This is a genomic window from Flavobacterium pygoscelis, assembly GCF_023162025.1.
Lineage (GTDB): Bacteria > Bacteroidota > Bacteroidia > Flavobacteriales > Flavobacteriaceae > Flavobacterium > Flavobacterium pygoscelis.
On sequence record NZ_JALNUB010000002.1, the window covers coordinates 171,975 to 192,351 of the forward strand.

The following is a 20,377-nucleotide window of genomic DNA, read 5'->3' on the forward strand; positions in this document are numbered from 1 at the left end:
TTTATTTTTGTCTAAATCGAAGCTGCGAAAAAGAAGTATTTGTTATTCCCTATCAAGAATATTAAAATGAGCTATTATTTTGTTCAAAATATCATGGGCAACGGCTTCTTTTGATTTCAATTCCATTGGCTCAATATTAAAATCTTTATCAATAAAAGTAACTTTATTTGTTGATTTACCAAAACCAGCACCATCATCTTGTAAAGAATTCAATACAATCAAATCTAAGTTTTTTTTCTTGATTTTAAACTTTGCATTTTCTATTTCATTTTCTGTCTCTAGTGCAAAACCAATTAAATATTGATTTTTCTTTTGATCTCCTAGCGAGGCTAAAATATCTTTTGTCTTTTCCAATTCAATAACAAAACTATCGGCTGCCTTTTTTATTTTTTGTAACGCAACGTTTTTTGGTTTGTAATCCGCCACAGCAGCTGCAGCAATAGCAACATCAACATCGGGATAAAATTTGTGACAAGCTTCGTACATCTCTTGAGCGGTAATAACTTCAACCAACTGGATGGATGAATTTACAACCTTACAATGACTAGGTCCAGATATTAATACTACTTGTGCGCCTAAATTCGCAGCACTATTTGCTATATCAAAACCCATTTTACCAGAAGAGTGATTCCCAATAAAACGAACAGGATCTATTGCTTCATAAGTTGGACCCGCAGTTACCAAAATGGTTTTCCCTTTAAGCGGCAATTTATTATTTAAGTCAAGTTCTATAAAATGAATTATAGTTTCTGGTTCTGCCATTCTTCCTTCTCCAGATAAACCACTTGCCAATTCGCCAGACTCCGCTGGAATTATAATATTTCCAAATTGTGAAAGCCTTGCAAAATTAGAAATAGTAGAAGGATGCTTGTACATATCAAGATCCATTGCTGGCGCAAAATATACGGGACATTTAGCAGATAAATAAGTAGCAAGCAAAAGGTTGTCGCAAGTCCCATTTACCATTTTAGATAACGTATTGGCTGTTGCAGGCGCAACAATCATCAAATCAGCCCAAAGTGCTAATTCAACATGATTATTCCATTTTTCGTTCTCCTCATCTTGATTGTAAAAACTAGAAAAAACAGGATTTTTAGATAACGTAGATAACGTAAGTGGAGTTATAAAATCCTTAGAAGCAGGTGTCATTATCACTTGGACATGTGCACCTGCTTTTATGAAAAGTCGTACTAATGAAGCTGTTTTATAGGCTGCAATTCCACCAGAAATACCTAGTAAAATTTTCTTACCGTTTAAAACTGACATCGTACTATTATTTATTAGAATCTCTGTGATAGATTTTACCATCTAACCATTCTTGAACTGCTAAAGCATGTGGTTTTGGTAATTTTTCGTAAAATTTAGAAACCTCAATTTGTTCTTTATTTTCAAAAACTTCTTCAAGACTGTCATTATATGTAGCAAATTCTTCTAATTTCTCTGTCAATTCTTTTTTGATTTCAGAGTTAATTTGATTTGCTCTTTTAGCCATAATGGTTATTGCTTCATACACATTACCAGTAGGTTCCTCAATAACACTTTTGTTGTAAGTTATTGTATTTACTGGAGCATTCGTCTTTTTTAAATCCATGACTTTATTTATTTAGTAAATTTTTGTAAATCTTTTTCAATTCTCGCTAACATTTCGGTAGCAAGTTTTTTGTATTTTGTTTCAGCATTAAATTTAATCAAATTTGAATGTGCCGCTTTAGCAACAAGTAGTCTTTCTTCCATTTTAGAAGGAATACTATTAATCGCTAGTTGATAAGCAGAATCAAACTTATAAAACAATGCATCTTCTTTAAAAGGTGTTCCTGGATAATCAGAAACAAAGTTATCTAAAGCAACAATAGCCGATTTATAATCTGAAATTGTATTGTATCCTTTAGCGTTTTCGTAAACCTTTTTTTCTGTTTTTTCACTAAGCACTTTTACAGTACTATTTGCTTCCGCTAAATATTGTGAATTAGGATAATTATCAATAAACATTTGTAATTTATCCAAAGCTTTATTAGTACTCGTTTGATCTAAACTATAAACTGGAGATAACATCGCATAACTCTTTGCACCTAAAAAAGCTGCTTCTTGCAATTTTTCACTTCTAGGATATCCTGAAACGAAACTTTCAAATTGGTATCCTGCTAAATAATATTGTTTGGTTTTATAATAAGACTGAGCAAACATGTAAAATAATTTTTCAGCTTGCGGTTTTCCTCTGTAAGCTGGAGCAATTTGTTCGAAAATTCGAATTGCTTTAGTATATTTACCTGAATCATATAATTTAGTTGCCATTTCAAACTTTACAGCAACATCTTCGGATTTTAATGCTTTTTGATACTCATTACAAGAACTAAAAATAGCAACAAGAAGCAATAGAGATATTATTTTTTTCATTTTTTTACTTTTTTCATGATTTCTTGATTGAAACAACCTACGAAATCATACCGAAGTTTCGGTGGCAAATTTAGTTATTAATTTAGCGACTTCAAAATATATTTTCCGTTTAAAAAAACAGTCTTTATTTAAACTTATTTATTGATTTTTTTAACAAATTCATGCAGTCTTTCAGATAAAGAATGATCTACTTGCACGAGTGGTAAACGCACTGTGTTCTCTGAAATTCCCAATGACAGGAAGACTTCCTTAATACCGGCAGGATTTCCTTGTTCAAAAATCATATCAATAGAATCCGATAATAGATATTGATATTTAAAAGCCTCATCTACTTTTTTATTCAGTCCTAAACGAATCATTTCAGAAAATTCTTTTGGAAAACCCTGACCAATTACAGAAATAACTCCTGAACCTCCTGCTAAAACCATTGGTAAAGCAATCATATCATCTCCTGAAATTACAAGAAAATCTTTAGGTTTATCTTTTAAGATTCGCATGGCTTGAACAATGTCTCCTGCTGCTTCTTTTATACCAATTACGTTTTTGAAATCATTAGCCAAGCGCAATACAGTTGAAGGAAGCATATTACTGGCTGTTCTTCCTGGAACATTATATAAAATAACAGGAATTGGAGATGCCTCTGCAACCGCTTTAAAATGTTGATAAATTCCTTCTTGAGTAGGTTTGTTATAATAAGGAGAAACGGAAAGTATAGCTGCAAATGCAGATAAATCTCTCGTTTTTAGCTCTTCTACTACTTTCATTGTATTGTTTCCGCCAACGCCTAAAACTAATGGTAAAGTTCCCTTATTAGCTTCGATTACTGTACGAATCACTAATTCTTTTTCCTCTACTGATAACGTAGCATTTTCTGCGGTAGTACCCAAAACTACCAAATATTCAATTCCTCCGTCAATTGAATATTTTACAATTCTTTTTAGAGCTTCTGTATCTACTGAAAAATCGAGTTTAAAGGGCGTTACAAGAGCTACACCAGTTCCTATTAATGATTGCATATTAGTCTTATATTTTATTTAATAATTTTAAATACTTAAATAACTCCTTTACAAAAATATCATAATCTGTAAGAGTTGTGTTGATCATAAAATGATTCAATCGTTGATCAATTGTTGCAAAACCAACTTTAAATTCGGCTTTTGATTGTTTTGTAATTTGCAATAAAATTGCTCTTTCTACCTCGTAAAAACTGATCAATAGATCCGTTTTTTCATTTATAAATTCACTAACAACTGGATCGACAATTTTTCCGTTCCACGAAATCGCACTCGACCCAAAGGTAGGATAGGTTTCTATTTCTGTTTTATTAATCGTATCGCAATACATGATTATTTTAATATTTTCAGACAAAAAACCATTACTAATCAAATCCTTAACAAGACTTTTTGTTTCAGAAAAATTAGTTTTATCAATCAATAAACCTACTTTTTGAATTCTATTATCAGAGAAAATAGCAATTGTATTTTCCAAGTTATTCTTAAATGTTTTTTTTACAATAAAATCCTTTATATATTTTAAAAACATATTACTTTTACTTGGTTACAAAATTAATTAATTAAGTTGCATTTAAATGGTAAATCTAAAAAAGTATAATGACGTTTCTAAACTTTTTGTTATATTCTTAACATTATTTTTAGTCACATCGTGTAGTAAACAAAATTATCAAGTCACTAAGATTGTTGGCAAACAATTTCCTATTACTGAGAAGGAAAATCAAGTTACTGAAATTGAGAATTTTATAAAACCATACAGAGAACATATTAATAAGGATTTAGACAGTATTCTTGCTTACTGCCCAGTAACACTTGATAAAAGCGGAAAATGGCAATCTACTATTGGTAATCTTATGGCAGATGTTTCTTTGATGCGTGGGAATCTTGTATTTGAAGCAAGAGAAAACAAAAAAATAGATATTTGCTTGCTAAATAGTGGCGGTGTTCGTTCTATACTTCCTAAAGGTAATGTAACCGCTAGAAATGCTTTTGAGATTATGCCGTTTGAAAACAGTATGGTTGTAATTGCTTTAAAAGGAGAGCAAATCAATGAAATGGTTGATTTCTTTATCGCTGATAAAAAGCCACATCCTCTTTCTGGAATAACATTTACAATTGATAAAAACAATCAGTCTAAAAATATATTAGTTCAAGGAAAACCACTTCAAAAAGAGACTATTTATTATGTAGGAACAAATGATTATTTATCTGATGGTGGCGATAATATGAATTTCTTTAAAAAAGCAGTTCAGAAATTTTATTTAGATTACAAGTTACGAGACATACTTATTGACTATTTTAAGCAAGTAGATACCATTCCAGTAATTACTGATGTTAGAATAACTGTTGAATAGATAAAAGAAGTCGGAAAGAAAGATATTCTTTAGAAACGTTACCCCCTAGCCCCGATTGAAGCGGCATCCCACGCTTTTTAGCGTGGATACAGCGTAAAGCGGGAAAAAGCTCCTGATTGTTATTTGCCTTATACTGGCGATCACTAAAAATACATAAAATGAAAAGAAGAGAATTTATAGAAAAAACAGCTGCAACTTCAGCTTTATTGAGTTTAGGACTTTCCTTAAGTAGTTTTGAAACCGCAAAGACCAAACACCTTACCATTTTACATACCAATGATGTACACAGTTATATTGATCCATTTCCGGCAGATCATCCGAGAAATGCAAATATGGGAGGTGTAGCCCGCAGAGCAGCATTGATAGAAACAATTAGAAAAGAAAATCCAAACGTACTGCTTCTTGATGCAGGAGATATTTTTCAGGGAACTCCTTATTTTAACTATTATGGAGGAGAATTAGAATTTAAACTAATGAGCATGATGAAATATGATGCCTCTGCTATAGGAAACCATGATTTTGATAACGGTTTACAAGGTTTATATGCTCAACTTCCGCATGCTACCTTCGATTTTATATCGGCTAATTACGATTTTAAAAATACAGTTATGAATGGGTTTGTAAAACCTTATAAAGTTTTTGATAAAAACGGAATAAAAGTGGGTGTTTTTGGATTGGGAGTTGAATTACAAGGTTTGGTTGATAAAAAAATGTACGGAGAAACAGTTTACAATGATCCTGTGGAAACTGCTCAAGATATGGTTCGTATATTAAAAAAAGAACTTAAATGCGATTTGGTTATCTGTTTGTCTCACATTGGTTACAGCTATAAAAATGAACCTAATAAAATATGTGATTTAAAATTAGCTACTTTAACAAAAGATATTGACATGATAATTGGTGGACATACGCACACCTTTCTAGATAAACCAACTATTGTGAAAAATATTGAGGATAAAGACGTACTAGTAAACCAAGTAGGATGTTACGGAATTAATCTTGGAAGAATTGATGTGTTTTTTGATTCGGACAAAAACAAAACACACCAAGGAAGATCCATCGTGGTTTAACTGATGTTTTTCATAGCATTCGTTTCTGCATCTATAACAAAGCGATAAAAAACATAATAAACACCCGCATTTAGCAACATCGCCAATGGTCTAAACACGATTGGCGCTAAGTTAGATAAATAATATTTTTCTATAAAAACAATAAAATATTGTGTCAGAGACAATAATCCAAAAATAAACAACCAAGCATTTTTTTTGTTAGGATCCATTAGATATTCTGATAAAGCGAGACCTCCAATTACAGATATTAGTATGTTTTGAAACACTAGTAGAACGTAACTTTTGGTGTCGATACCAGTAGAAATTAACAAGAGATAGAAAAAAATAAATACAAAAGGGATTATCGCTATAAAAAAAGGAATGTAATCTTTGAGTTTAATTAATTGAATAACATAATAAATTAAAAGGATTCTGTGTACTAAGAAAACGAGTAGACCTAAAAACAATAAATATTGAGTATTGGGTATAAACAAAACATTAGTAATTAAGGAAAGAAAGAGAACTATAAAAAAGAGCCAATTTCGTTTTTTAGACATGTTCCAATAAAGAACCATAATCCCAATTGACAATAATGGTTTAAAAAAAAACAACAAGCCTTTATCAAAAAAGAATTCTATCACTACTTCAATTATCACTATGATAAAAAAAAGTAAAGACAAGCTTTTTCCAATCCTATTTTCATGTTTAAGAGTAAACATAATAATTTGTTTTTTTTCAATTTATAAAATACACCAATTCACCATTAACCACTCATAAAGAGCGACTTAGAGTAAATAAGTTTAATTTAATAATAAATGTACAAATTATTATTCTACTAATTTCATAAATTCAATTTCTGAAATAATCGGAATATTGAGTTTACTAGCTTTCTCCAGTTTTGCTGGTCCCATATTTTCTCCAGCAACCACATAATCCGTTTTGGTAGAAATAGAGCTTCCCACTTTTCCTCCGTTATCTTCAATTGCTTTCTTTAAGTCATCCCGTGAGAATTTTTCAAAAACTCCAGAAACTACAAAGGTTTTATTTGCAAGTTTATTGGTCGCATTTAGATTTATTTTCTCTATAATTTCAAACTGAATTCCATAATTTTTCAATCGCTCTATAATAATTTTATTTTCAGCATTATCAAAAAATTCTATTACACTTTTTGCTATACGTTCGCCTATTTCGTCTACTAAAATCAAATCTGGTAAAGTTGCATTACTTAAAGCATCAATAGACTTGTAGTATTTTGCTAATTTTTTAGCTACAGTTTCACCCACAAAACGAATTCCCAAAGCAAATAATACACTTTCAAATGGTATATTTTTGGAATTTTGAACACCTTTAACCAAATTTTCTGCAGATTTCTGAGCCATTCTTTCTAAAGGAAGAATTTGATCCACTGTTAATTCATACAAATCAGCATAATTATGAACCAACCCATTATAGAATAATAGCGCAACGGTTTCACCACCTAGTCCTTCAATATCCATTGCTTTTCTAGAAATATAATGTTGAATTCTGCCAATAATTTGCGGAGGGCAACCATAAAAATTAGGACAGTAATGATTAGCCTCACCATCATTGCGAACCAATAAAGTTTCACATTCCGGACAGTGGGTAATGTATTTTGTGCGTTCTGAATTCTGTGGTCTTTTACTTAAATCTACGGCAATTATTTTAGGAATAATTTCACCTCCTTTTTCTACAAAAACGGTATCATCAACTCTGATATCGAGTTTTTCTATTTGATCAGCATTATGTAAAGAAGCTCTTTTTACAATGGTTCCTGCTAATTGTACAGGCTCTAGATTAGCAACAGGAGTTATTGCTCCTGTGCGTCCTACTTGATAAGAAATTGAATTTAATTTTGTAGAAACTTGTTCTGATTTGAACTTATAAGCAATTGCCCAACGTGGGGATTTAGCCGTAAAACCCAATTCATCTTGGTAATGAAAAGAATTAACCTTTACCACTACTCCATCCGTTTCATAAGGAAGATTGTGTCTATGTGTATCCCAATAATCAATAAATTTAAAAACCTCCTGTAAATTTCGAGCTAATATAGCTTCTTTAGGCGCTTTGAACCCCCAGTTTCTAGCGACTTCTAGTCCTTCAAATTGAGTTTTAAAAGGAAGATTGTTACCTACTAAAAAATACAATAAACAATCCAAAGGACGTTTGGCTACTTCGGCACTATCTTGTAATTTTAAACTTCCTGAAGCTGTATTTCTAGGATTAGAATAAGGTGTTTCACCTATTTCAATCAATTCCTGATTCATTTTTTCGAACCCAGCAAATGGCAAAATAATCTCTCCACGAACATCAAACTTTTCAGGGAAATTTCCTTTCAGTTTTAATGGAACTGATTTTATAGTTTTAATATTATTGGTAACATCATCACCTTGAAAACCATCTCCGCGAGTTACCGCACGTTTTAGAATTCCATTTTCATAAGTAATACTAATTGATGCGCCATCGTATTTTAATTCACACGTATATTCTAAAGGAACGTCTCCTAATACTTTTTGAATGCGTTTTTCCCAATCTAATAATTCTTCTTTAGAATAGGAATTATCAAGAGAATACATGCGTTGTTGATGCGCAACTGTTTGAAAGTTTTTGGTTATAGCACCACCTACTCTTTGTGTTGGAGAATTTTCATCAAAGTATTCAGGATGCTGATTTTCAAGTTCTTGAAGTTGTTTTAATTTCAAGTCAAAATCATAATCAGAAATTAATGCTTCATCTAACACATAGTAATTATAATTGTGTTGATTTAATTCCTCTCTGAGAGTCTGAATTGTATTTTGGATGTCCATATAAAATAAAAATTGGCTATTTTAGTTTCTGTAAAAGCGTACTAAAATAACCAATTTAAAAATAAAAACACTAAAATTACGACTCAATAATCGAATTTATTTGTTTATACAAAAGTCCATCACTTAAAAATGCACCTTGCTGAATCAATGCAAAAAGAGAGGTGTTTCGATCTTCTGTAAATTCTTTCTTTCCTATTTTCATTTCAATAGTATCGGTAAACATATTGTCGCTTAACCACTGCAATCCTTCTTTAGTTAAAAAATCAGTCTCGGGAACCAAAGACTTCAACACGATAGATTGTACGTGGGTATCAAAACATTGAAAAAGAAAAATATGATTTTTAGAAAAATGCTCTAAAAATTCTGCTTTTGTAAGAACGCCTTCCCAAACCAAATCAGAAAAAACATCTAATTCTTGTTCAGCCACTTCTGGTTTTTCTTTTTTAATGGTATCCCATTCTGCTTTATCAATAGTTTGCGTCGCTAGGAAAGTACTAAATTCCTGATTTAGTTCCTCAAATTGTTCTTTAGTTAATCTGGAGTATTTCATAATAGTAAATTTTGCCGCTAAGGCATTAAAGCGCGAAGCAATTTTTTATGACTTGTAATTATAATCACTTTTTCACGAAATTGAAAAGAATCTTAGAATGGTGTTGAAATAAAATTATTTTCAAGAAAAAAAATCAATTTCTTCGGTATTTCTTGAGGTAATTAAAACAAAAAAAATCCCGACTTTCATCGGGATTTAGATATCTAAATATAGAAATTATGCTTTTTCAGCAACAATTTCATAATCCAATTCAACGATTACATCTCTATGTAAACGAACGTTAGCAGTATATTTACCAGTACGTTTAACGATTCCGCTAGTGATGAATTTTCTATCGATTGTTTGTCCACCTTTAGCTAAAGCTGCTGCGATATCAATATTCGTGATTGAACCGAATAATTTTTCACCACCTGCTTTCGCGAAGATTTTAATTTCGATAGCTTTTAAAGCTTCTGCTAATGCTTTTGCATCTGCAACAACTTTAGCTTCTTTGTGCGCTCTTTGTTTTAGGTTTTCAGCCAATACTTTCTTTGCAGAAGAAGTAGCTAAATGTGCTTGACCAGTTGGGATCAAAAAGTTACGACCGTAACCATTTTTTACCGTAACGATATCATCTTTAAATCCTAAATTCTGAACGTCTTGTCTTAAAATAAGTTCCATGTTGTTGTCCTTGTATTATAGAAGTTAGGTTTCATATTTCAGAAAACCAACAAACTTTGTTAAATATTATTTTAGTAAATCCGCCACGTATGGCATTAAAGCTAAGTGACGAGCTCTTTTTACAGCAACTGAAACTTTTCTTTGGTATTTTAATGAAGTTCCAGTTAAACGACGTGGAAGAATTTTTCCTTGTTCGTTTACGAATTTCAATAAGAAATCAGCATCTTTATAATCAATATATTTGATACCTGATTTTTTGAAACGACAATACTTTTTTTGTTTGTTTGTCTCTATATTCAAAGGCGTAAGATATCTAATATCTCCGTCTTTTTTTCCTGAAGCCGATTGTTGTAGTGTAGCCATGATTACGCTTTTGTTGCTTTTAATTTAGTTCTTCTTCTTTCCGCCCAAGAAATTGCGTGTTTGTCTAAACTTACAGTTAAGAAACGCATAATTCTTTCGTCACGTCTAAATTCAGTTTCAAAAGCAATAAGAACTTCTCCTGGTACTTTGAATTCGAATAAATGGTAAAAACCAGATTTTTTGTTTTGAATTTCGTAAGCCATTTTTTTAAGACCCCAATCTTCTTTCGATACCATTTCTGCTCCTCTACTAGTAAGAAAATCTTCAAATTTGCTTACTGTTTCCTTTACCTGTGTGTCAGATAAAACGGGATTTAAAATGAAAACAGTTTCATAATGATTCATAAAAATATATTTATATGTTATTTTGGGTGCAAAAGTAATCAATATTTTTAAACAAACAAGTCTTAACTCCTTTTATTCGACGAATGACTAAAAAAAAGGAAATTCACTTGGTTTTTTTCAAATAAAAAAAGTATGTTTACGTAGCCAAATCTAAAAATTCATTATTTATGAAACTAAACTGTGTCGTAGTGGATGATAGTTCTATCCAGAGAATGATAATAGCTAAGTTAGTTAATAATCATCAAAATTTGAACTTAATAGGCGACTTCTCTAATGCTATTGAAGCCAAGAATTGTATGGCTATACATAACGTTGACTTGATTTTTCTTGATATTGAGATGCCTGTTATTAGTGGCTTTGATTTTCTTGATGGTTTAAAAGTAAAACCTCAAATTATCTTTATCACTTCTAAGGCTGAATATGCTATGAAAGCTTTTGATTATGATGCAACAGATTACCTTCAAAAGCCTATTGCGATTGATCGTTTTAATTCGTCAGTAAAAAGAGCTATTGATTCTCACTTATTAAAAAAAGACAATAAAGAAGAAGAAGGAGAACATATATTTATTAAAAGTAATTTAAAAAAATTAAAAATTTTCACTTCTAAAATTAAGTGGATTGAAGCTTTTGGTGATTACGTTAGAGTTGTAACCGAAGACGATAGCAATCTAGTCCTTTCGACGATGAAATCTTTTGAGAATGATTTATCAAAAGAAAAATTTGTCAGAGTACATAAGTCTTACATCATCAATATTGATAAAGTAGAGCGTTTTAATAGCAAGTATGCCGAAATTGGAATGACTAAAATACCTTTAAGTAGACACAAGAAAGAAGACTTAGTCAAAGCGCTTTCATTCTCTTAAAAGACTAAAATCAATAAATTATAAATCCCCCATTTTTTTAATTAAAAAAAATGGGGGATTTTATTTATAAGTCATCAATAATCTATAATAGTAGTAATATCAAATAATCTTTTTTAGTAAAAGTCAACATTCAACATTACTTTTATAGCCCTATATTGAGCAACCGCTTCAAAACTATTCAACATTTTCTGAATAGTAATTTTTGTAGCACCTATAGAAGTATTTTGAGGTATTTTAATAATAATGGTACGAATGTATTCATTTCTAATTCTGCTTATAAGTGGCTCTTCTGGGCCTAAAACAGGCATATTCAAATTTTGACTCATTACTTGATACAACCACATTGCACCTTCTTTTAATTTGTCATAATCCCTTTGTTTCAATGTTAATTTGATGATCCTAAAATACGGTGGATATTTATAAATTTGTCGGTCATAAAGCTGCTCTTTATACATTCCAACATAATCATTATTTGCCACTTGTTGTATCGTATTATGATTCGGATTGTAAGTTTGTATAATAACTTTACCTTGTTTTTCAGCTCTTCCTGCTCTTCCTGCAACCTGTGTTAACATTTGAAAACTTCTCTCAAAAGCTCTAAAATCCGGATGGTATAACATATTATCAGCATTCATAACTCCTACCAAACTTACATTATCAAAATCCAATCCTTTAGCTAGCATTTGCGTACCTACTAAAATATCTATTTCTCTATTCTTGAAACTATCAATAATTTTTTCGAAACCAAACTTTCCCCTAGTCGTATCTTGATCCATTCTCCCTATTTTAGAACTTGGAAAAATAGAAAGTAATTCTTGCTCTATTTGTTCGGTTCCAAAACCTTTAGTGGTCAAATCTATACTCGAACAGGCATGACAATTCGTTGGTTTTGCCATGGTATAACCACAATAATGGCATCGCAATTGATTTTTATGTTTGTGATACGTTAAGCTCACATCACATTGTTGACACTGCGGAACGTGACCGCAAGTAATACACTCTACAATGGGTGAATAGCCTCTTCTGTTTTGAAATAAAATAACTTGTTCGCCTAATGACAAAGCTGTTGTAATTTCAGCAATTAAAACATCGCTGAAATGTCCAGTCATTTTCTTTCGGAAATATTTATCTTTAAGATCTACTAATTCAATAATAGGCATCATAACATTTCCGTATCGTTTTGACACTTCTACTAAACCAAATTTTTCAGATGTAGCATTAAAATAGGTTTCTAAACTAGGCGTCGCTGAACCCAATAAAACTTTTGCTTTGTGCGAATGAGCTAATACTATTGCTGCATCACGCGCATGATAACGAGGCGCAGGATCAACTTGCTTGAAGGTTTGCTCATGCTCCTCATCAACAATTATAAATCCTAAATTATCAAATGGTAAGAATAAAGAAGACCTTGCTCCTATTACTACTTGTGCTTTTTCAGAATTTTGCAATACTTGATTCCAAACTTCGATGCGTTCATTGTTATTGTATTTCGAATGGAAAACAGCTACTTTATTTCCAAAATAAGCTCTTAATCGACCTACTAATTGTGTTGTCAAAGCAATTTCTGGTAATAAATACAAGATTTGTTTTCCGCTTGCTAGATATTCTTCAATAAGTTTAATGTAAATTTCAGTTTTACCACTGGAAGTAACACCATGAAGTAAGCAAACCTCTTTTTGAATAAAACTATCTTTTATAGCAACAAAGGCATTTTGCTGTGCCTCACTTAATTCTAATTCTTTTTCGTTTATCTTGCCTTTAAAATTTACTCTGTCTTCCTGCAAGAAATAATCTTCAAAAATCTCCTTTTCTATCAGAGCTTTAACAATTGCAGAAGAAGAATTAGCCTCTTCTACTAGTTTTTTGACTGTTATCGGTTTTTTTTCGGCTGCGCTTAATTGAAAATAACGCATTACGATTTCCTTTTGCTTATTAGCACTTTTAAGGATTTCAAGCAATTCACTTAAACCTTGATTAGAATTATATTTAGGATGCAAACGAATGTACCGAACGAGCTTAGGCTTGTAGCTTTCTTGTATTTCTTCGTGAAGAATTAAGATATTCTTGTCAATTAATTTTTGAATAACAGGAAAAATATTTTTCTTGTTTAATATTGCAATAATATCTTGAACTTTTAATGAATTTTGCTGCTGCAAAGCTTCATAAATTAGAAACTCATCATCAGAAAGCAGGCTAGTATCGACAAAAAGATCCGTTTTTTGAGAAATAAGGGTTTCACTTTCTAGCAAAAGCGCACTAGGCATTGCCCCTCTATAAACATCTCCAATAGCGCACATATAATAAGAAGCAATCCATTGCCAATGGGCTATTTGAATTGGAGTAACTATAGGTCTTTCATCTAAAATTTGATGAATCTCTTTCGCTTCGTATAGCGCAGGTTTGTTTTGATGAATTTCAATAACTAAAGCCGTATATATTTTACTTTTTCCAAAAGGAACGGCTACCCTCATTCCTATTTTAATGTAATGAAACTCTGTTTCAGAAACACTATAAGTAAATGTTTTAGCCAAAGAAAGTGGCAAAATGACCTCTACAAAATACATCTATAATTAATTATGAGTTATGAATTGAGTTATGAATTGAATCTTTACTCTAAACTCATAACTCACAATTTAAATTTATTTTACTCTTTGCCAAGTTTGCGTTCTTCCAAATAAAGAAAGACCAATATAACCACGCACTTTTAATTTATCATTTCCTTCTAAGGCTAAAAAGCATTTGTAAGTCTTTCCAGAAACAGGATCTAGAATTTTTCCTGAATTGTATTCGCTACCATCTTTTGACAAACCTTTTATAATTACAAGTCCCATTACAGGCTTGTTTTTATCTTCGCCTGTACAATTAGTACATAAGTTTTTTTTCTTGTCTGCATCTAAAATATCTACAACTTTACCGTAAACTTTACCTGAATGCTCATAGATTTCGACAATAGACTTAGCTTTACCAGTCTCATCGTCAATAGTTTTCCATTTTCCCATAACTGTATTTCCTTGAGCATAAAAAGCCATTGAAACAAATAGAGAGAGGATTGTGATTGTGTTTTTCATTTTTTTTTGTTTTTAAGTCCTGAAGTTCCTAAGATTGTTGAGAAATTTTTCTCCTAATTTGGTAAATGAAATAATCATGCCAAGATTTCAATCTTTCTCAAACAGGAAATAGCTCCTAATAGTAAAAGCTATTTTAATTTAGTTAGTTATTATTTTTTGTTTTTAATTTATTTACGGTCGCATTTAGTTCAAAGCCTAATAATAAGATCATACAATTGATCCAAATGTAAAACATCAAAACCAATAATGTTCCTATTGACCCATATAATTCATTATATTTTGAGAATTTTGTTACCCAAATTCCAAAAAAATAAGAATCTAAAACTATCAGGATTGTTGTAAATACAGATCCGATAGATATAAAAGCTCTGTTTTTAACTTGTTTTGTTCCAAACTTAAAAAGGATTGAAGTGGTAACTAAAATCATCAAAATAACAAATGCATAACGTCCTAAAACAATGAGTTGTACTTGATCACTAAATACTGTTTGTTGCAAAACAACCTCAAAAACTACAATTGTAGATACCGTAACTATTAATAACAAGGACAAAAGCAACGACATACTCAATGCTACTAAATATTGGCGTACAAAACCTCTTTTTACTAGAACATGTCTTGAAGTTTCAAAACCACCTAAAATTCCATTTAATCCATTTGCCATTAAAAAAATGGATAACATAAATCCAGAAGACAATAATCCCGAATCACTATTATTCAGAATATCATTAATGATTTTATAAATTGCATCATAAGTATTTGGAGGAACACCATCCTTAACAAACATTAAAAAATCTTCCTGAAAGCCTGTAATAGGTATAAAAGGAATTAAATTTAAAATAAAAAGAGCAAATGGAAATAATGCCATAAAGAAACTAAAGGCAATTGCGCTCGCATGATAAGTCAAAGCACTTTCTACAATTCCTAAACCATAGAGTTCTAATAAATCATATAAAGACAAACCTTCCAACCAAGGAAGTTTTATCTTTTTTAGACCATGAACAAGATTCCGAATGATTGGAATTTTTTCAATTTTAGCTTCAATTTCTACACTCATATTGCTTTTAAACTCAAATCCATATTATATACGGAATGCGTTAAGGCACCAGAAGAAATATAGTTCACTCCACATTCTGCATACTGCCGAATTGTGTTCTCATTTATATTACCGGATGATTCTGTTAAGCATTTGTTACCAATCATAGCGATAGCTTTTTTAGTATCCTCAAAATTAAAATTGTCTATCAAAATACGATAAACGCCTTCACTTCTTAATATTTCATCAATTTCATCTAAATTTCTAGCTTCAATTATTATTTTTAAATCTAAGTTCTTTTCTTTTAAATATTTTTTTGTTTTGGCTATTGCCAAAGTAATTCCACCCGCAAAATCGATATGATTGTCTTTTAACATTACCATATCATAGAGAGCAAAACGGTGATTTTCTCCACCTCCTATTTTAACTGCCCATTTTTCACAAGCTCTAAAACCTGGTGTTGTTTTTCTAGTATCCAATACTTTAGTGTTGGTACCTTCTAACAAATGCACGTATTTTTTTGTTTTTGTTGCGATAGCCGACATCCGTTGCATCGAATTTAAAACTACCCTTTCTGCCTTTAATATTGATTGTGAACTTCCTGAAACATGAAAAACAACATCTCCTTTTTTAACAGTAGCTCCATCTGCTATAAAAGTCTCTATTTGCATATTAGGATCTACATATTCAAAAATCATTTTTGCAAAAGCTACTCCAGCAATAATACCGTCTTCTTTGACCAGTAATTTTGCTTTACCTGTAGCTGAATCTGGAATGCATGCCAAAGAACTATAATCTCCAGGACCTACATCTTCGAGAATAGCATTTTTTATTATTAGATCTAATTCTTGCTTGAATTGTTTTTCGCTAATCATTTTTACATAAAATTTATGGAAGGCTAAAGTAATGTATATTTTGTGGATTTGAAAATTTGTAAAGTTAGAAATGCTACAAATTTTTAAAAATCTCTCTAACAAAACAATTTAAGAAATAAGAAAAGCAAAATGAATTATAATATTTTTGGGTTTACTGTTTAAAATCATATATTTGAAAATAGTAATTTAAACCCCATTTTAAAAAAAACATTTAATGAGATATTATTTAACTCTAATTTTTGCAACATCACTATTAATGAGTTCTTGTAAAAAAGAAGATACCCTAGATAACAATACGATTAAGACCACTCTTGTTCCTTTTACAGAAGTGGGCACTCAAATGAAAGCTCAACAATCTCAAGCAAACGCACAACAGCAACAAGTGGTAACCAATAATTCAGTTGCTGCAGCTCCCGTTGCAAAAGGAATGAATCCAGAACATGGACAACCAGGACATCGTTGTGATATTCCAGTTGGTGCACCATTAAATTCTCCTGCTGCCGCAAAAAATCAGCAAAGTGCTCCTGCTCCTACAATGACTTACACTACTACTGCTACACCTTCTGAAACAGTTGTTACTGCTGAAGGAATGAACCCACCACACGGTCAAGCCAATCATAGATGTGACATTGCTGTTGGTGAACCGTTACCTAAAGAATAAATTTATAACTATAAATACGCTATCAAAATGCAACCAATTACACTATTTAAATTTCATGAAAACTGTGAAATTTCCCTCTGGAAAGTGGTAAATGATAGTGTAATGGGAGGCATATCAGAAAGTAAAATAAATTTAAATATTAAACATCATGGTTCTTTTGAAGGAATGGTTTCATTAGAAAACAATGGTGGATTTTGTTCTGTTAAATATGCTTTTGAGCCCATTATTCTAGACAAAAACAAAATGATTTGCCTTTACATAAAAGGCGATGGAAAAATATATCAGTTTAGATTAAAAAACAGTAAAAGTGATTCTCATTCCTATATTTATAGTTTTGAAACCAATGGAGATTGGCAAAACATTGAAATTCCAATCACTGAATTCCAACCTTATTTTAGAGGTAGAAAATTAGACTTACCTAATTATGATGGTTCAAATTTAGAGGAAATTGCATTTTTAATAGGCAATAAAAAAAGAGAACATTTTGAATTGCTTATTGATCAAATTCTGATAAAATAAATTAACACCTTTTAATTCCTGTCATTTTTAAAATGTTTTCAAAAAACTTGCATCATTAAAGTACATTTCAAAATTTGTAATTTATATATATTTGCATTTCTGAAATTTAATAAAAATGAATATCAAACTCATTGCTATTGGTAAAACTGATAACAAAGCTCTACAAACTTTAATAGACGACTATACGAAACGATTGTCTTTTTATATCAAATTTGATTTGGATATTATTCCTGACATCAAAAACGTAAAAAACTTATCGGAAAGTCAACAAAAAGAAAAAGAAGGAGAATTGATTTTGTCTAAAATCACTGCTACAGACCAACTTATATTACTAGACGAAAACGGAAAAACATTTTCGAGTGTCACTTTTTCAGAAGAATTGCAAAAAAAAATGAACTCAGGCGTTAAAACTTTAGTTTTTGTAATTGGTGGTCCTTATGGTTTTTCAGACACGGTTTATGCCAAAGCTCAAGGTAAAATCTCACTTTCCTTAATGACATTTTCGCACCAAATGGTCCGATTATTTTTTATTGAACAATTATACCGAGGATTTACGATTTTAAAGAACGAACCATATCATCATCAGTAAAAGTAAGTCTTGACTAAGTAATGTCGTCCAATTGTCAAATAAAGTCGTTAAAATTATGAATGAATAACAGTAAATTTGACAACTAACTTTAAAAACTTGTGTCATGATTTCAATAGGCGAATTAGTTTATAATTCTAGAAAAGATAAAAAGATAACTCAAGAAGAGCTTGCAGAAATTTCTAAAGTGAACTTGAGAACAATTCAAAGAATTGAGAATAATCAAAATAAGCCACGCGAAAGCACATTAAAATTAATCTTTGATGTATTAGAAATAAATAATACAATTTCTGAATTTAAACAAAATAAAATTACAAAGAATTATGCTGAATTGTTTTTCGAGTATATGTTTTTAATTGTAATAAATTTGGTCTTAATGGGAATTATAGGTTGGTTAACTTTAGATTCTGAAGCAAATTTGAATAGTCGATTTGCAGCATTACTTTTAAGCTTTTTTATTCCAATATTCATAGTTTTATTGACAAAAAATATTAATAAAACAGAAAGACTTTTGAAATTTGGCAGCGGGCTTTTTCTTTATATTATTGCATCAATAATTAGTGTGGGATTTCCGACAGCTTTTTTAACAGGTTTAGTCGTTTGTTTATCAATTGCGCTTTTCACTTTGTTTTATGGAGACAATTTTATGAATAGAGAAAAATCGCCTGATCTATAAGCGAATCATTCGCTAAGATTAATAAAAATTTATTCCACTAAAACACAAATTCATCTCTTTCCACATTTACTTTTGTAGGAATCAAACTTTCTATAAAAATTTTATTTTGTAGATAACTTCCATAAGACATCTGTTTGTCAAAACAAAAAGTAACTTCTTTTGATTCGTCTTTTAATTTTAGTAAATATTTTTTCAGGTCTTCTCTTTTTACAATATTATTGTCAATTAAAATTTCATTTTTCTTGTTGATATAAATTACAGTTCCAATAGGTTTCTCCATTTTATAATAAACATTTGTAAAAGGAATAAATGCTAAATTTTTTCCAATCGTATCGGCATAAGAATAATAATTTTCAGCTTTTTCGTTCTTATGTGCTTTTTCTTCGCGTTTCTTTTTTTGTAATTTCATAATCTCAGGAATTACCAAACGCATTGGCAAACGTTTGTCAATATTTAGGATCCAATTAGTAGAAATAATACTGTTTTTTCGGTTTACTTCTGCTAAAGTATCTTTGCCATTTGTTCGAAAGAAGATATAAATTGGAGATAAATCATCAACATTTTTAACAATAGTTGTTGCCGCTTTTGGCAACATAATATCTTCTTTATTTCCACAAGAAAATAAAAATAAAAGAACAACAAGAGTAAAATATTTCATCATTATAAATTAATTTTAGTAAACAAGGTAACACATTCTACGGCTTCTTTTACGTCATGAACACGGATAATTTTTGCTCCTTTAGTCAATGCCAATGTATTTAAAACTGTAGTCCCATTCAAAGCATTTTCGATTCCAATATCTAGCGTTTTGTAAATCATTGACTTTCTTGAAATACCAACCAGCAATGGCAATTCTATCATTTTAAACAATTCTAATTTTTGAAAAACCTCATAATTTTGATCTATAGTTTTGGCGAATCCAAATCCAGGATCTAAAATCAAATCATTGATTCCGAAACTTCGTGCTGCTGCCACTCTTTCAGAAAAGTAAAATAACATTTCTTTGACAATATCTTCGTAAGTAGTCATCGCTTGCATGGTTTGCGGGTTACCGCGCATGTGCATCATAATGTAAGGAACATTGTATTTGCCTATTATTTCTAACATTTTAGCATCTAGCATTCCTGCTGAAATATCATTGATAATTGCTGCACCACTTTCTATAGCAACCTTGGCGACTTGACTTCTAAATGTATCAATAGACAATATCGTTTCAGGAAAATGTTTTAGAATTAAATCTACAACAGGAATAATTCTAGAAATTTCCTCCTGTTCTGAAACAAATTCCGCGTTTGGTTTACTGGAATAAGCGCCAACATCAATAAAAGCAGCTCCATCGTTGAGCATTTTTTCAACTTGAGAAAGAATTTCAGATTCCTTTTTATACTTTCCACCGTCGTAAAAAGAGTTGGGTGTTACATTCAAAATCCCCATAACTTTGGGGATTGTTAAGTCAACCAGTATTCCTTTGCAGTTAATAGTCATTCGTTTATATTTTTATAGACTTCAAAATTCTCCAATCAAGAATATTATTGCTATTTTTGAA

General features: G+C 30.8%; 24 protein-coding genes. 7 read left to right on the top strand and 17 right to left on the bottom strand.

Going from position 1 to position 20,377, the window contains the following annotated elements; translation table 11 throughout:
• Positions 1–42: 42 nt before the first annotated feature.
• From coaBC to MW871_RS03025, 5 genes are all read right to left on the bottom strand, one after another.
• Positions 43–1,266 carry a bifunctional phosphopantothenoylcysteine decarboxylase/phosphopantothenate--cysteine ligase CoaBC gene (coaBC, locus tag MW871_RS03005; RefSeq protein ID WP_248427511.1) on the bottom strand — a complete coding sequence of 408 codons (1,224 nt, stop codon included), beginning with the start codon at positions 1,264–1,266 and terminating at the stop codon, positions 43–45.
• 7 nt (positions 1,267–1,273) lie between these two features.
• On the bottom strand, positions 1,274–1,591 hold the full coding sequence (locus MW871_RS03010; RefSeq protein WP_073017603.1) for a DNA-directed RNA polymerase subunit omega: 318 nt from the start codon (positions 1,589–1,591) through the stop codon (positions 1,274–1,276).
• Positions 1,592–1,599: 8 nt separating this feature from the next.
• A complete protein-coding gene (locus MW871_RS03015; RefSeq protein ID WP_188050447.1) occupies positions 1,600–2,394 on the bottom strand; it encodes an outer membrane protein assembly factor BamD in 795 nt (264 codons plus the stop codon).
• A 134-nt stretch (positions 2,395–2,528) separates the two neighbouring features.
• Complete coding sequence (dapA, locus tag MW871_RS03020) at positions 2,529–3,410, bottom strand: 4-hydroxy-tetrahydrodipicolinate synthase (RefSeq protein ID WP_188050446.1); 882 nt, start codon at positions 3,408–3,410, stop codon at positions 2,529–2,531.
• Positions 3,411–3,417: 7 nt separating this feature from the next.
• Positions 3,418–3,936, bottom strand: a complete 519-nt coding sequence (locus tag MW871_RS03025) for a DUF6913 domain-containing protein (RefSeq protein WP_427854620.1) — start codon at positions 3,934–3,936, stop codon at positions 3,418–3,420.
• A 46-nt stretch (positions 3,937–3,982) separates the two neighbouring features.
• On the opposite strand from MW871_RS03025, the gene MW871_RS03030 reads away from it, so the two are divergent.
• The gene (locus MW871_RS03030) at positions 3,983–4,759 is read left to right on the top strand and encodes a 5'-nucleotidase C-terminal domain-containing protein (protein WP_248427513.1); all 777 of its coding nucleotides are present in this window, start codon (positions 3,983–3,985) and stop codon (positions 4,757–4,759) included.
• A 158-nt stretch (positions 4,760–4,917) separates the two neighbouring features.
• Positions 4,918–5,829, top strand: a complete 912-nt coding sequence (locus tag MW871_RS03035; protein WP_248427514.1) for a bifunctional metallophosphatase/5'-nucleotidase — start codon at positions 4,918–4,920, stop codon at positions 5,827–5,829.
• On the opposite strand, the gene MW871_RS03040 is transcribed toward MW871_RS03035, so the two are convergent.
• From MW871_RS03040 to rpsF, 6 genes are all read right to left on the bottom strand, one after another.
• Complete coding sequence (locus tag MW871_RS03040) at positions 5,826–6,527, bottom strand: hypothetical protein (RefSeq protein WP_210646304.1); 702 nt, start codon at positions 6,525–6,527, stop codon at positions 5,826–5,828. The two genes, MW871_RS03035 and MW871_RS03040, sit on opposite strands and share 4 nt — an antisense overlap.
• Before the next feature lie 108 nt (positions 6,528–6,635).
• Entirely contained in the window at positions 6,636–8,633 is a 1,998-nt protein-coding gene (gene ligA, locus MW871_RS03045) for an NAD-dependent DNA ligase LigA (RefSeq protein WP_248427515.1), read from the bottom strand.
• Positions 8,634–8,709: 76 nt separating this feature from the next.
• Entirely contained in the window at positions 8,710–9,183 is a 474-nt protein-coding gene (locus MW871_RS03050) for a DUF6495 family protein (protein WP_188050440.1), read from the bottom strand.
• A 216-nt stretch (positions 9,184–9,399) separates the two neighbouring features.
• Positions 9,400–9,843, bottom strand: a complete 444-nt coding sequence (gene rplI, locus MW871_RS03055; protein WP_210646301.1) for a 50S ribosomal protein L9 — start codon at positions 9,841–9,843, stop codon at positions 9,400–9,402.
• Positions 9,844–9,909: 66 nt separating this feature from the next.
• Positions 9,910–10,206 carry a 30S ribosomal protein S18 gene (gene rpsR / locus MW871_RS03060; protein ID WP_066077030.1) on the bottom strand — a complete coding sequence of 99 codons (297 nt, stop codon included), beginning with the start codon at positions 10,204–10,206 and terminating at the stop codon, positions 9,910–9,912.
• A gap of 2 nt (positions 10,207–10,208) precedes the next feature.
• A complete protein-coding gene (gene rpsF, locus MW871_RS03065) occupies positions 10,209–10,550 on the bottom strand; it encodes a 30S ribosomal protein S6 (protein WP_188050438.1) in 342 nt (113 codons plus the stop codon).
• A 167-nt stretch (positions 10,551–10,717) separates the two neighbouring features.
• Between rpsF and MW871_RS03070 the strand changes: the two genes are divergently transcribed.
• Entirely contained in the window at positions 10,718–11,413 is a 696-nt protein-coding gene (locus tag MW871_RS03070; protein WP_188050437.1) for a LytR/AlgR family response regulator transcription factor, read from the top strand.
• 113 nt (positions 11,414–11,526) lie between these two features.
• Here the strand turns inward: MW871_RS03070 and priA are convergent, their stop codons facing one another.
• From priA to nadC, 4 genes are all read right to left on the bottom strand, one after another.
• Complete coding sequence (gene priA / locus MW871_RS03075; RefSeq protein ID WP_248427516.1) at positions 11,527–13,977, bottom strand: replication restart helicase PriA; 2,451 nt, start codon at positions 13,975–13,977, stop codon at positions 11,527–11,529.
• Positions 13,978–14,052: 75 nt separating this feature from the next.
• A complete protein-coding gene (locus tag MW871_RS03080; protein WP_210646299.1) occupies positions 14,053–14,481 on the bottom strand; it encodes a DUF2147 domain-containing protein in 429 nt (142 codons plus the stop codon).
• A gap of 142 nt (positions 14,482–14,623) precedes the next feature.
• Positions 14,624–15,535 carry a YihY/virulence factor BrkB family protein gene (locus MW871_RS03085; protein WP_188050434.1) on the bottom strand — a complete coding sequence of 304 codons (912 nt, stop codon included), beginning with the start codon at positions 15,533–15,535 and terminating at the stop codon, positions 14,624–14,626.
• A complete protein-coding gene (gene nadC, locus MW871_RS03090) occupies positions 15,532–16,389 on the bottom strand; it encodes a carboxylating nicotinate-nucleotide diphosphorylase (protein WP_248427517.1) in 858 nt (285 codons plus the stop codon). Before nadC ends, MW871_RS03085 begins: the two co-directional genes overlap by 4 nt.
• A gap of 214 nt (positions 16,390–16,603) precedes the next feature.
• Between nadC and MW871_RS03095 the strand changes: the two genes are divergently transcribed.
• The 4 genes from MW871_RS03095 to MW871_RS03110 all read left to right on the top strand — a co-directional run bounded on the left by MW871_RS03095 (position 16,604) and on the right by MW871_RS03110 (position 18,831).
• Complete coding sequence (locus tag MW871_RS03095) at positions 16,604–17,050, top strand: hypothetical protein (protein WP_248427518.1); 447 nt, start codon at positions 16,604–16,606, stop codon at positions 17,048–17,050.
• A 27-nt stretch (positions 17,051–17,077) separates the two neighbouring features.
• Positions 17,078–17,569, top strand: coding sequence for a CIA30 family protein (locus tag MW871_RS03100; RefSeq protein ID WP_188050431.1), 492 nt, complete (start codon positions 17,078–17,080; stop codon positions 17,567–17,569).
• Positions 17,570–17,684: 115 nt separating this feature from the next.
• Complete coding sequence (gene rlmH / locus MW871_RS03105) at positions 17,685–18,158, top strand: 23S rRNA (pseudouridine(1915)-N(3))-methyltransferase RlmH (RefSeq protein ID WP_188050430.1); 474 nt, start codon at positions 17,685–17,687, stop codon at positions 18,156–18,158.
• A 103-nt stretch (positions 18,159–18,261) separates the two neighbouring features.
• Complete coding sequence (locus MW871_RS03110; RefSeq protein ID WP_248427519.1) at positions 18,262–18,831, top strand: helix-turn-helix domain-containing protein; 570 nt, start codon at positions 18,262–18,264, stop codon at positions 18,829–18,831.
• Positions 18,832–18,868: 37 nt separating this feature from the next.
• Here MW871_RS03110 and MW871_RS03115 read toward each other — a convergent pair whose 3' ends face one another.
• Both MW871_RS03115 and folP read right to left on the bottom strand, forming a co-directional pair.
• Positions 18,869–19,492 (bottom strand): hypothetical protein, encoded by a 624-nt coding sequence (locus tag MW871_RS03115; protein ID WP_248427520.1) that lies wholly within the window; start codon positions 19,490–19,492, stop codon positions 18,869–18,871.
• The gene (gene folP / locus MW871_RS03120; RefSeq protein WP_248427521.1) at positions 19,492–20,316 is read right to left on the bottom strand and encodes a dihydropteroate synthase; all 825 of its coding nucleotides are present in this window, start codon (positions 20,314–20,316) and stop codon (positions 19,492–19,494) included. The genes MW871_RS03115 and folP overlap by 1 nt, the downstream gene beginning before the upstream one ends.
• Positions 20,317–20,377: the final 61 nt, after the last annotated feature.